Genomic DNA, 11,489 nt, shown 5'->3' with positions numbered 1-11,489 from the left:
GTCAGTGTGCTCCTGCACTGCCTTCGCTTTTGACAGGCGACAGCAGCCAACAAAATGGAATCAAAATCAGGGCAACGATACTTAAGCCTGAAAAGACGTCGATATAAGCCAGAATGCGTGACTGGACAATCATCTCTTTATAGAGCTGACCGGTTGCCAACGTGACGGGATCGCCCACCGCAGAGGTGAAGTCGCGGATCGCCTGTGCCCAGTGCTGAACCGTAATATTGAACTGTTCATTCAGCGGCGTCATGTTGTGCACCATATGAGCCGAGCGCGCCTGCTCTCGCTCTGTAATCGCCGCTGTGGACAACGAGATGCCAATCGACCCCGCGACATTACGGAACATGGTAAACAGCGCCGAGGCGTCCGCATTTAACCGTTGGGGGATCGTAATAAAGGCAATGGTGGTCAGCGGCACAAACAGGAAACCCAGGCCAATGGACTGCGCACTGCGCATCAGCACCAGCGTGGTGAAGTCCACATTCGGCGTTAAGCTCGCCGAATAGAAAAAGGCTAATGCCAGGCAGCTAAAACCAAAGGCAATAATATAGCGGGTCTGCACCACCGGCATCAGTTTCAAGACCAGCGGAATGGTCAGGACAATCAACACCGCGCCAGGGGACAGCACTAATCCCGACCAGGTGGCGGTATAGCCAAGATCCTGCTGTGCCAACTGCGGCAAGACCACCGAGCTGCCGTACAGTATCATCGCCATCCCGGCCATTAATAAGCCTGCGACCCAGAAATTGCGATCCTTCATCACCAGAATGTCGACCACGGGCTTGCGGGCATACATCAACCAGTAAATAGCCCCGACGATGCCAACAAGCGCCAGCACGGCAAACAAAACGATAAAGTGCGAGGCGAACCAGTCTTCGTCTTCACCGCGATCCAGCATGACCTGCAAACAGCCCAGGCCCAGCGTAATCAGGCTGATGCCGATATAGTCGATCTTGAGTTTACCCTTGGCCCATTTACGCTCCCACGGCGGATCTTCCAGCAAAGGTAAAATGGCCATGATGGTCAGCACGCCGACCGGGATATTGATAAAGAAAACCCAGCGCCAGCTGTAATTATCCGTAATCCAGCCGCCCAGCGTCGGGCCAATAACCGGTGCCACGATAATGGCGATAGAGGAAAGGCCAAAGGCTTTGCCGCGATCTTCCGGTTTGAAATAGTCGAGCAGCACCGACTGTTGTACAGGCTGAAGGCCACCGCCAAAAAAGCCCTGCAGGATGCGAAACAGAATGATCTGCCAGAGTTCAGTGGCGATACCACACAGGAATGAACAGATGGTAAACATCACGATGCAGATTAAAAAAAACTGTTTACGGCCAAACAGACGGCTGAAAAAGGCAGAGATGGGCAGCACGATACCGTTCGCCACCAGATACGACGTCAACACCCAGGTCGATTCATCGTAACTGGAGGAGAGTGAACCCGCGATATGCGGCAGGGCCACGTTTACGATGGTGGTATCGAGGATTTCCATAAATACCGCCAGCGTGACCGTAATGGCCACTAGCCAGGGATTACTGGCGGGTTTCCAGCTCTGCGATTCGCTCATTCCACGGTTACCTTCGGTTCAACCGATAATCCCAGTGGCAGCGGCCGGTTTGGATCCAGTCCTTTATCAATCACGATTTTTACCGGTACGCGCTGAACAATTTTCACGTAGTTCCCGGTGGCATTCTCAGACGGGAAGGTTGAGAAACGCGATCCTGTGCCCATCTGAACGCTGTCGACGTGGCCTTCCAGCTTCATATCCGGCCAGGCATCAACGCTGATCGTCACTTTGTCACCCGGATTCATCCGCTCCAACTGCGACTCTTTAAAGTTGGCGGTAATCCAGATATCCGGAGAAACCAGCGAGAACAAGGCGCTGCCTGCCTGCACCAGGGTGCCCATCTGCACGTTGCGCTTCGTCACAAAGCCATCGTAAGGCGCACGAACCTGGGTATAAGAGAGGTTTAGCTCCGCCACGTTGAGCTGGGCTTTTGCCTGCTCCACCTGTTCCTGACGTGCTTCAACATTGGTTTCCTGCTGGCGGATTTGCAGCGCAACCTGCGAGGCAACTTCCACCTGCGCTTTGGCACTCTGCAACTGGGCCTGCGCAGAACGCAACTGAGCAGAAGCCGAGTCAATATTGCGTTGGCTGGTAGCGCGAGGATCAACGCCACGCTGACGACGGTAGTCAGCCTGCGCATTCAGGTAATTTGCTTCGGCTTTCGCCTGGTCTGCCAGAGCCTGATCGCGCTGGGCCGGATACTGAACACGTGAGAGCGCGAGCTGCGCCTGGGCCTGGTGCAGTTGTGCCATTGCCAGACCAAGTTGAGCTTTAGCCTGGGCGCGCTGGGCTTCGTTGTCGCTGGGGTCGATTTCTACCAGTAAATCGCCCTTCTTCACCCGTTGGTTATCTTTCACCAGTAACTTGACGACATAGCCAGACGCTTTAGCGGCGATAGTTACCGCATTGCCTTCAGTGAAAGCATCGTCAGTGGTTTCTTCGTTACGGGTGGTAAACCAAAAGAAAAAGGCCACGATCAACATCACCACCACGATAACGGCCAAAATAATTAACGGTTTTTTACCGGGGCGTTTGCGCGGTTTTTCATCGTTATTACTTGGGTTGTCGTGGGACTGGCTGTTGTTATCCGGCGCGTGTTCTGCGTCTTCCTGATGTGAATCGCGGTTGTTGTTCTCGCTCATAGTTTCCGTCGCTGGCTAAGGCCCTCTATCCTGGGCGTAGAAAGTCCACTAAACATTAGATCGAAAACTGACAAAATCCAGTACAACTTTACGTAACTTGAGAAAGGCAGCACATCCTGCACCGTGGCAGGATGTGTCTGGATCAGGCGACGAGTTTTAACAACAGCCAGCCGGTGAGCATGGACCAGGCGAGTAAAGGAACGGAGAACAGGTGGAAACGCCACCAGATGGCGCGATCTTTGGCCATACGTAACGCAATAAGGTTAGCAAGTGAGCCGGGTAACAGACCGAACCCACCGATATTAACTGCCCAGGCGAGCGCTTCCGTTGGCGGCACTTTTTGCAACAGCAGGATCGTCGCAGGGACATTACTGATGATCTGCGACAAGCCGATAGCCAGCAGATAGAGTTCCCCTTTGCCAAGATGGGTAATGGCATCGAAATGTGCCTGCATCACCGGTAAACGCGTCAGCAAGAAAACATCCAGGAACATCACGATGAAGACCACCAGCAGGCTCCAGTCGATATTCAGCAATACCTGACGTGCCATAATCAGGAAACACACCAGAATCAGCAACAGCGCCCAGCCGGTGACATGCCATTCCAGCGCGGCAATAAACAGCAGATACAACACCACACTCACGGCAAACAGGGGTTTATGCCAGCTGTGCTGTTCACTGTTGTCATGCTTTTCAATGGTGCGTTTGGCAAAGCTGAACCAGGTGACGACCAGCAGGCTCAGCAGAAGCCACACCGCCAGCGGTGTCATTTGCAAAATAAAACCGCCCACGCTCAGTGAGCCGTGGCTCCACAACAAAATATTCTGTGGATTGCCCACCGGCGTCAGCAGCGATCCGGCGTTTACCGCCAGGGCTTCAAAGATAATCAAGCGCGAGATAGGTAAATGCGAAAATTTGCGTAACGTCAACGTGAGTGGCACCAGAATAAACAGCGCCACATCGTTGGTTAAAAAGGTCGACAGCAGGGCCGCCGCCAGCACCATAAACAGCGCCAGCGTACGTTCATGCTTGAAGCCCGCAATTAATCGGCCACCCAACACATCAAAATAACCGCTGGTTTCCAACCCCTTCGTCAGGATAAGTAATCCACTCAGGGTAATGATGGTATGCCAGTCCACCGCGGCGGGAAGATCCGGCCAGCGATAATCAGCAAGAAACAGCAGAACAACCCCAACAACGACTAACAAGTGCAATATATGGTCATGCAAAAATGAGCGAAGCACGATGGGCATGATGTCCGGCGCCTTAACTAAGGGTTAATTGTTTTCGTAAAATTTCTGGAATACAGCCAGCGTTTCATCACTCACGTGATGTTCAATGCCTTCTGAATCGCGACGGGCCGTTTCCGGACTGATACCAAGCGCTAACAGGAAGGTTTCAACAATATGATGGCGGGCGCGGCTCTCTTCAGCCAGCTTTTCCCCCTCACGTGTTAAAAAGACACCGCGATAAGGCACCTGCTCAACCAGTCCGGCAGTACCTAATCGCTTTAACATTTTTGCTACGGTAGGTTGCGAAACACCTAAACGTGCGGCCATATCGACCTGACGTGCTTCACCAAATTCACCAATTAAATCAGAGATTAGCTCAACATAGTCATCAATTAGCTCACGACGATGCGCCTCGCGCACCTGCCGAAAACCTTCGACATGCTCTTCAATATCTTTCAGTGGTCCTTGCGGGGCAGAAACCACGCTTTTGGCACGACGACTCATTCAGCTTCCTCTTTATTTTTTCCACACCAGGCCTGCCATGTGGTTTTAGCTGCGCTCATTGTAAACCAGGCGCAAATAAGCTCAAATTTTTCGTCGTTAGCCTTGGCTAAATGATATAGCCAATGCTATATTTGTCGATAATGTAAACAGAGTGATGCATTAAAGCACGATTAGGCCGCTCTGCTTACCGTTGCGTTAAATTTATTGGGAGGTGATGTTATGAGCACCCTGAAAAGCTGTGTTGACTGCAGCAAATGCTTCCAGGCAGAAAAATCAACTTCAGGTATGAAATCCTGGTGGTGCCTGCTGACCCGTTCCCCTTTTACACTGCGCCTGATGTTGATCAACAAACTTCTGGGTAATGAACCGGAAGAACGTCACTGTCAAAAACTGATCTGGCGCGGCTGAAAGCTGATATCGCCTTTTGGCTGACCGCCTGAAGGCGCGGGCTTCTTCTGTTGCCGCGCTGACCCCGCCTGCCGTTTATCTGTGCTACCCACGTACTTCTGTACTGCTTCCGTCCCCTGAATCATCCCTTATCTGCGCCCTTTTTAACAGGCAGAGACCGTCGCCTGCGGTAGCGCGCCCTTCTCTGGCATCGGCGAAGTCCAGTTGCGGATGACGGTTGCGCAAGCGGCAGATTTCTCCGACGGGGCAGCACTCATGGGCAGGCAATCAGCCACTGTGATGCTGTGGCATCTGCGAGCAGGTCTTTACGCCCTATCCGTGCCTCTAAGGCTACAGTGATGCTGTGGTATCTGCGCGCAGGTCTTCACACCCGATCCGGCATTACCCGATGGCTACTCAGATACTCTCTGACGGCTTATTTTTCGTTACCAATAAAAACGGCCCTGAAAAGGGCCGTTTTTTAAAACTCGACTACGCTAACTTAGAAGCTGTAACCTACGCCAGCGATCCAGGTGCCAACGTCAACGCTACGGATGCGGCTCTGCTCATAGCCAACGTCCAGTGCAACGTTTTCCATTGGGTTGAACTGCATACCCGCGCCGTAAGAGAAACCGTAATCGCTGGTGTCTGCTTTGTCGCGTGACGTGGTGTCGTTAGCCTGGTATTTACCGTAGCCAACACCAACCACACCGTAGATGCTTGCCCAGTCATTCAGACGGAATGCTGGACCACCGGTGATACCGTAGTACTGGCCTTTATTGTAGATGCCATCTTCGGTACGATCTTTCTCGGTGTAGGTGAATGAGCCGATCCAACCCAGTGGGTTAGAACCGTCTTCATAACGATATTTCAGGTTGAAGCCGTTTGCTTTGTTAGCAACGCCCTGGTAGTCGCTCTGTGCGTAGCCACCGGTTACGGTGCTCTGTGCCATGGCGGAACCTGTTGCTACTGCTAACACACAGGCTAATGCTGAAAGACATGCAATTTTTTTCATAACCACCTCAAATGTGAAAGTACTTCTCTCCTGACAACGCTGAAAATATAACAAAAAATAGCGAGAAACTCTGCCCGCATTTTGTTGTCTAACACATAGTTTGGTGTAACAGGAAGTTAATGAAGTATCCTATGTCATTCTTTTTTCTTATAAAATACGTCATATGATTGCAACAAACCTCTTAAACAAATTTTCATGCTTTAAGTTAATTCCTAAAAAATCCTGACATTAATTTACTTATCTGCCCGTAATTTTGCTCAAAAACCAACCAAACAGAAAAAATTAAAATCACTTTGCGCCCTCTTTTTGACCTGCATTTCCATTACACTGGTCATCTTGTTAGCTAAATTGATCGGGAAGCGCCTACAGGATGTCAGCCACTTCGTTAAAGTCATTTACGCCAGTCTTCATTCCTGTCGTCGTTCTGCTCATCTCTATGCTGTCACTCCAGGGCGGCGCTTCTTTGGCGAAAACCCTGTTTCCCACTGTCGGTGCCACCGGCATTACTGCCCTGCGTCTGGGATTTGGCACGCTCATCCTGTGCGTCATATTTAAACCCTGGCGGTTGCGTTTTAGTCGGGAACAACGCACGCCACTCATTATTTATGGCTTGTCGCTGGGGGCAATGAACTTCCTGTTTTATCTCTCTATCCGCACCGTCCCGTTGGGCATTGCCGTGGGGCTGGAGTTTGTTGGTCCATTGACGCTGGCGCTGCTCGGCTCACGCCGTGCGCTGGACTTTATCTGGGTCATCCTTGCCGTGGCGGGACTCTGGTTTCTGCTGCCGTTTAGCACCGGCATTGCCTCCGTTGATCCGGTGGGCGCGCTGTTTGCGCTGGGTGCGGGTGCCTGTTGGGCGTGCTATATCTTATCGGGACAGCGGGCGGGCGCAGAGCACGGTGCTGCCACCGTTGCCATCGGCTCCTTGATTGCCTCCCTGGTGTTTGTCCCCGTCGGGCTGACATTTGCGGCAAGTGGCATCTGGCAGTGGAGCGTCATTCCCGTCGCGGTTCTGGTGGCGTTTCTTTCCACGGCGCTGCCCTATTCGCTGGAGATGATTGCACTAACGCGCCTGCCAGCGCGGATCTTTGGCACGCTGATGAGCCTTGAACCCGCAGTGGCGGCCCTGTCGGGCATGATGTATCTGAACGAGAGCCTGTCGGGAACGCAGTGCCTGGCGTTACTGGCAATTATCCTGGCGTCTGCAGGTGCAACCCTGACGATGCGTCCCAGAAAGAGCCAGCTGAATGAGATTGCAGTGGCGGATAACGCCAAGAAATAATGCGCGCCAGCCTGTTGAAAAACAGGCTAAATAACACTAAAAATCATCCTGATAATTATTTTCATCTAAAATGTAATAGAAAGTTAATATTTAGAACATCTACAACCTGCTCATTGAATAATTATTTAACCTTATGATTTTATAATACTTTTACTTGCTGGTAAATTTAACACTTTATTAACTCATTTACGCACTGTCTGACCGTTGCGAAGGCGAATACTATTTCAGCCATTGATTAAGCCAATCCTGCAAAGCCCTGAATCACTGCTATACTCAATCTCGTACTTGATTAGGACAACCATTGAAAGAGAGGACCGAAACAATGAGTACCGCTAAACTGGTTAAAACAAAATCTTCTGATCTACTTTACACCCGTAATGACGTGGCAGATGACGAAAAGAGAGCCACCATTGAGGTGCTCAATCGCCTGGTAGTGGAGTTCATTGATCTGTCACTGATCACTAAGCAAGCCCACTGGAACATGCGTGGCGCAAACTTTATCGGTGTGCACGAAATGCTGGACGGCTTCCGCACCGCGATTACCGATCACCAGGATACCATCGCAGAGCGCGTGGTACAGCTGGGTGGCGTCGCACTGGGTACAACCCAGGTGGTGAACGACAAGACGCCACTGAAAAGCTATCCGCTGAATATTCACAGCGTTCAGGATCACCTGAAAGCGCTGGCCGATCGCTACAGCGTTGTCGCTAACGACACGCGCAAAGCCATTTCTGAAGTGAAAGATGAAGATACCGCAGATATTTTCACTGCCGCATCGCGTGATCTTGATAAATTCCTGTGGTTTATCGAGTCCAACATTGAATAATGTCAGACAGTAGACTGTAAACAGGCGGGGAAACCCGCCTTTTTTACGTCTGTGTTATTATAATTTTATGACTTTGTTAACAGTTTTCACTTCCTGCTCTTCCTGTTTTTCCCTTCTGATGCACACTACCTCTGCACCACCGTAGCACTATGCACCACCATGAAGCACCCAATTAGTGCAAACTCACTTCCCCGTGCAGAATCGTGTCAGCGATTTTGTGTCAGGCAGTCGATTTTATGTATTTTGCAAAGTTGGCATATTTTTTTCATATGATAGCTCGCAAACCTGGGCCTTGACGCCTGGTCGTAATAAGGAAAAATGATGAAATCGTTGTTTAACATCTCTGTGGCCGCGCTGGCGCTGGCCTTCTCCCTCTCTGCTACCGCCGCCGAAAAGAAACTCATCGTCGCCACCGATACTGCATTTGTCCCTTTTGAATTTAAACAGGGTGATAAGTATGTTGGTTTTGATGTGGATTTGTGGGATGCAATCGCAAAACAATTGAAACTGGATTATACCCTGAAACCGATGGACTTTAGTGGCATCATCCCTGCACTACAAACGCGCAACGTTGACCTGGCGTTAGCCGGTATCACCATTACGGATGAGCGTAAAAAAGCGATCGAATTTTCTGATGGCTACTATAAAAGTGGTCTGCTGGTAATGGTTCGCAACAATGAAAATGACATCAAAAGCATTAACGACCTGAATGGTAAAGTGGTCGCAGTGAAGAGCGGCACGGGTTCAGTGGATTACGCTAAGAGCCACATCAAAACGAAAGATCTGCGTCAGTTCCCTAATATTGATAACGCCTATATGGAACTGGGTACCAACCGTGCTGACGCGGTACTGCATGATACGCCAAACATCCTTTACTTCATTAATACTGCCGGTAAAGGCCGCTTCAAAGCGGTAGGCGAATCGATTGAAGCACAACAGTACGGTATTGCCTTCCCGAAAGGCAGTGACGAACTGCGTGAAAAAGTAAACGGCGCGCTGAAAACACTGAAAGAAAACGGAACCTACAACACGCTTTATAAAAAGTGGTTTGGCACCGATCCTAAATAATAACTGAGTCTGCGTTCATTTTTCAGCAGGGAATATTTCCCTGCTTTTTTCCATCGCAACACAAGTGGAGTTTCACCATGGAGTTTGACTGGAGCGTCATTTGGCCAGCCATGCCAGCGCTGCTCGAAGGCGCGAAAATGACCTTAATTATTTCCATCATTGGCCTGGTGGGCGGGTTAATTATCGGTCTGGTCGCGGGTTTTGCGCGCGCGTACGGCGGCTGGATAAGCAATCATATTGCCCTGGTCTTTATTGAAATTATTCGCGGCACGCCTATCGTTGTGCAGGTGATGTTTATTTACTTCGCCCTGCCAATGGCCTTCCCGGATTTGCGTATCGATCCTTTCACCGCCGCCGTGGTGACCATCATGATTAACTCTGGCGCTTATATTGCCGAAATTACGCGCGGTGCGGTGCTGTCGATCAATAAAGGTTTTCGCGAAGCCGGACTGGCGCTGGGCCTGTCGAGCCGTGAAACCCTGCGCTATGTGATTATGCCCTTAGCGCTGCGCCGTATGCTGCCCCCGCTTGGCAACCAGTGGATTGTCAGTATTAAAGATACGTCCCTGTTCATTGTGATTGGTGTGGCCGAACTGACGCGTCAGGGCCAGGAAATTATTGCCGGTAACTTCCGTGCACTGGAAATCTGGAGTGCGGTCGCGATTATTTATCTTGTGATTACGCTGGTGTTGAGCTTTGTGCTGCGCCGCATTGAGAAAAGGGTGAAAATCCTGTGATTGAATTTAAAGACGTCTCAAAGCATTTTGGCAAAACCCAGGTGCTACACAATATCGACCTGAATATTAAGCAGGGCGAAGTGGTGGTGATTATTGGTCCATCCGGTTCCGGTAAGTCTACCCTGCTGCGCTGTATCAATAAATTAGAAGAGATTACCAGCGGCGAGCTGATTGTTGATGGATTGAAAGTTAACGATCCTAAAGTCGACGACCGTCTGATTCGTCAGGAAGCAGGCATGGTATTCCAGCAGTTTCACCTCTTCCCACAGATGAGTGCCCTGGATAACGTTGCATTCGGCCCGATTCGGGTGCGCGGTGCCAGCAAAGAAGAGGCGCATAAACTGGCGCAGAGCCTGCTGGCTAAAGTAGGCCTGGCCGAGCGCGCCCATCACTTTCCTTCAGAGCTATCCGGCGGCCAACAGCAGCGTGTGGCGATCGCGCGCGCGCTGGCGGTCAAGCCCAAAATGATGCTGTTCGATGAGCCGACCTCGGCACTGGACCCAGAGCTTCGTCATGAAGTATTGAAAGTGATGCAGGACCTGGCTGAAGAAGGCATGACGATGGTTATCGTCACGCATGAAGTCGGCTTTGCGCAGAAAGTGGCATCACGGCTGATCTTTATCGATAAAGGCCGTATTGCCGAAGACGGTGATCCTGACAGCCTGATCAGTCACCCTCCCAGCGAACGTCTGCGCGAATTTTTACAGCACGTCTCCTGAGTGATTAACACAGCAGCCCGTTGCGGGCTGCTGTGTTAGCGAGACAGCCGTTGCGCGCGCTGGGCGGCGGGCATAAAGCTCCACGCCAGAAAACGGCTCTGCTTCTGCCCCTGCGCCATATTCACCACGCGCACGACTTCGGTGTCCAGTGCTTTTAGTTGTTTTTCCAGGGCAGGCAAATGCTCTTTACGCGATACCAGCGAGGTAAACCACACCACCTGGTTCGCCATGCCGGCGCTTTCCGCAATCATTTTCCCCACGAAGGCTTTTTCACCGCCTTCACACCACAGCTCATTGTGCTGACCGCCAAAGTTAAGCGGTGCGGCAGGCTGTAAACCCAGATTACGCGATTTGCGCTGGGAACCTGCCGCCGCCTCTTCGGCCGACGCATGAAACGGCGGGTTACAGATGACCGCATGGAAAAACGCATCTTTATTCACCACGCCATTCAGCACCGCCTGCGGATTTTTTTGTCGGCGTAAGCGGATCAGGCGCTGCATACCGGCGTTGGCGGCAACAATTTTACCGGCAGCTTTCAGCGCGGCTTCATCAATTTCGGTCCCGGTAAAACGCCAGCCATACTCAGCGGCCCCAATCAACGGATAAATGCAGTTTGCCCCGCACCCAATATCCAACACGTCCGCCGAAGGGATCTTGCCTTGGTTATCCAGTGCCAGTAAATCTGCCAGATAATGCAGGTAGTCAGCACGTCCCGGCACGGGTGGACAGAGCGATCCCGGGGCCAGTTGCCAGTCAAGTCCGTAGAAAAGTTTGAGTAGCGCCTGGTTCAGCAACATCACCGCCTCAGGATCGGCAAAATCAACCGACATCACGCCATAACCATTTGGCCGGACTTTTGCGGCCAGCGGCGGATGTGCCGCCGTGAGGGCAGCAAAATCATATTCACCTTGATGGCGGTTTCGGGCGTGGAATAGCGACGGGCTGGCTGACTTTTTCATACGTTCTCTCATGTTTTCAGGCGCGCGTACAATACGCTGTGGCTGGCAG

12 protein-coding genes are annotated in these 11,489 nt (G+C 51.4%); 6 read left to right on the top strand and 6 right to left on the bottom strand.

Features of this window, described 5'->3' with window-relative positions; genetic code table 11:
* Position 1: 1 nt before the first annotated feature.
* From CMR03_RS17730 to mntR, 4 genes are all read right to left on the bottom strand, one after another.
* A complete protein-coding gene (locus CMR03_RS17730; RefSeq protein ID WP_063878891.1) occupies positions 2-1,570 on the bottom strand; it encodes a DHA2 family efflux MFS transporter permease subunit in 1,569 nt (522 codons plus the stop codon).
* Positions 1,567-2,712 carry an HlyD family secretion protein gene (locus CMR03_RS17725; RefSeq protein WP_096012190.1) on the bottom strand — a complete coding sequence of 382 codons (1,146 nt, stop codon included), beginning with the start codon at positions 2,710-2,712 and terminating at the stop codon, positions 1,567-1,569. The genes CMR03_RS17730 and CMR03_RS17725 overlap by 4 nt, the downstream gene beginning before the upstream one ends.
* Positions 2,713-2,854: 142 nt before the next feature.
* The gene (locus CMR03_RS17720) at positions 2,855-3,964 is read right to left on the bottom strand and encodes an SLC13 family permease (RefSeq protein WP_063878889.1); all 1,110 of its coding nucleotides are present in this window, start codon (positions 3,962-3,964) and stop codon (positions 2,855-2,857) included.
* Positions 3,965-3,988: 24 nt separating this feature from the next.
* Positions 3,989-4,447 carry a manganese-binding transcriptional regulator MntR gene (gene mntR / locus CMR03_RS17715; RefSeq protein ID WP_013025174.1) on the bottom strand — a complete coding sequence of 153 codons (459 nt, stop codon included), beginning with the start codon at positions 4,445-4,447 and terminating at the stop codon, positions 3,989-3,991.
* Between the two features lie 219 nt (positions 4,448-4,666).
* Here mntR and CMR03_RS17710 point away from each other — a divergent pair, with 219 nt between their 5' ends.
* The gene (locus tag CMR03_RS17710) at positions 4,667-4,855 is read left to right on the top strand and encodes a hypothetical protein (protein ID WP_063878888.1); all 189 of its coding nucleotides are present in this window, start codon (positions 4,667-4,669) and stop codon (positions 4,853-4,855) included.
* A 481-nt stretch (positions 4,856-5,336) separates the two neighbouring features.
* Here the strand turns inward: CMR03_RS17710 and ompX are convergent, their stop codons facing one another.
* Positions 5,337-5,849, bottom strand: a complete 513-nt coding sequence (gene ompX, locus CMR03_RS17705; protein WP_033737684.1) for an outer membrane protein OmpX — start codon at positions 5,847-5,849, stop codon at positions 5,337-5,339.
* A gap of 370 nt (positions 5,850-6,219) precedes the next feature.
* Between ompX and rhtA the strand changes: the two genes are divergently transcribed.
* The 5 genes from rhtA to glnQ all read left to right on the top strand — a co-directional run bounded on the left by rhtA (position 6,220) and on the right by glnQ (position 10,481).
* Positions 6,220-7,131, top strand: a complete 912-nt coding sequence (gene rhtA / locus CMR03_RS17700) for a threonine/homoserine exporter RhtA (RefSeq protein WP_096012189.1) — start codon at positions 6,220-6,222, stop codon at positions 7,129-7,131.
* A 322-nt stretch (positions 7,132-7,453) separates the two neighbouring features.
* A complete protein-coding gene (gene dps, locus CMR03_RS17695) occupies positions 7,454-7,957 on the top strand; it encodes a DNA starvation/stationary phase protection protein Dps (RefSeq protein WP_063878886.1) in 504 nt (167 codons plus the stop codon).
* A 321-nt stretch (positions 7,958-8,278) separates the two neighbouring features.
* Positions 8,279-9,025 carry a glutamine ABC transporter substrate-binding protein GlnH gene (gene glnH, locus CMR03_RS17690; protein WP_063878885.1) on the top strand — a complete coding sequence of 249 codons (747 nt, stop codon included), beginning with the start codon at positions 8,279-8,281 and terminating at the stop codon, positions 9,023-9,025.
* A 77-nt stretch (positions 9,026-9,102) separates the two neighbouring features.
* Entirely contained in the window at positions 9,103-9,762 is a 660-nt protein-coding gene (gene glnP / locus CMR03_RS17685) for a glutamine ABC transporter permease GlnP (RefSeq protein ID WP_014593272.1), read from the top strand.
* A complete protein-coding gene (gene glnQ / locus CMR03_RS17680) occupies positions 9,759-10,481 on the top strand; it encodes a glutamine ABC transporter ATP-binding protein GlnQ (RefSeq protein WP_096012188.1) in 723 nt (240 codons plus the stop codon). The genes glnP and glnQ overlap by 4 nt, the downstream gene beginning before the upstream one ends.
* Before the next feature lie 35 nt (positions 10,482-10,516).
* Here the strand turns inward: glnQ and rlmF are convergent, their stop codons facing one another.
* Positions 10,517-11,440: a 23S rRNA (adenine(1618)-N(6))-methyltransferase RlmF gene (gene rlmF, locus CMR03_RS17675; RefSeq protein ID WP_167385757.1), complete on the bottom strand. Its 924-nt coding sequence runs from the start codon at positions 11,438-11,440 to the stop codon at positions 10,517-10,519.
* Positions 11,441-11,489 lie beyond the last annotated feature (49 nt).

The sequence above is a fragment of the Pantoea allii genome, from assembly GCF_002307475.1.
In the GTDB taxonomy this organism is placed as follows: domain Bacteria; phylum Pseudomonadota; class Gammaproteobacteria; order Enterobacterales; family Enterobacteriaceae; genus Pantoea; species Pantoea allii.
Note: the sequence above shows the minus strand (reverse complement) of the source record. Positions and strands in the feature narration are given on the sequence as shown.

Bases quoted from the DNA above. Each gene is read 5' to 3' on its own strand.
- ompX (WP_033737684.1), bottom strand. From the start codon at position 5,849: ATGAAAAAAATTGCATGTCTTTCAGCATTAGCCTGTGTGTTAGCAGTA.
- CMR03_RS17720 (WP_063878889.1), bottom strand. From the start codon at position 3,964: ATGCCCATCGTGCTTCGCTCATTTTTGCATGACCATATATTGCACTTG.
- rlmF (WP_167385757.1), bottom strand. From the start codon at position 11,440: ATGAAAAAGTCAGCCAGCCCGTCGCTATTCCACGCCCGAAACCGCCAT.
- glnH (WP_063878885.1), top strand. From the start codon at position 8,279: ATGAAATCGTTGTTTAACATCTCTGTGGCCGCGCTGGCGCTGGCCTTC.
- mntR (WP_013025174.1), bottom strand. From the start codon at position 4,447: ATGAGTCGTCGTGCCAAAAGCGTGGTTTCTGCCCCGCAAGGACCACTG.
- CMR03_RS17710 (WP_063878888.1), top strand. From the start codon at position 4,667: ATGAGCACCCTGAAAAGCTGTGTTGACTGCAGCAAATGCTTCCAGGCA.
- glnP (WP_014593272.1), top strand. From the start codon at position 9,103: ATGGAGTTTGACTGGAGCGTCATTTGGCCAGCCATGCCAGCGCTGCTC.
- CMR03_RS17730 (WP_063878891.1), bottom strand. From the start codon at position 1,570: ATGAGCGAATCGCAGAGCTGGAAACCCGCCAGTAATCCCTGGCTAGTG.
- rhtA (WP_096012189.1), top strand. From the start codon at position 6,220: ATGTCAGCCACTTCGTTAAAGTCATTTACGCCAGTCTTCATTCCTGTC.
- dps (WP_063878886.1), top strand. From the start codon at position 7,454: ATGAGTACCGCTAAACTGGTTAAAACAAAATCTTCTGATCTACTTTAC.
- CMR03_RS17725 (WP_096012190.1), bottom strand. From the start codon at position 2,712: ATGAGCGAGAACAACAACCGCGATTCACATCAGGAAGACGCAGAACAC.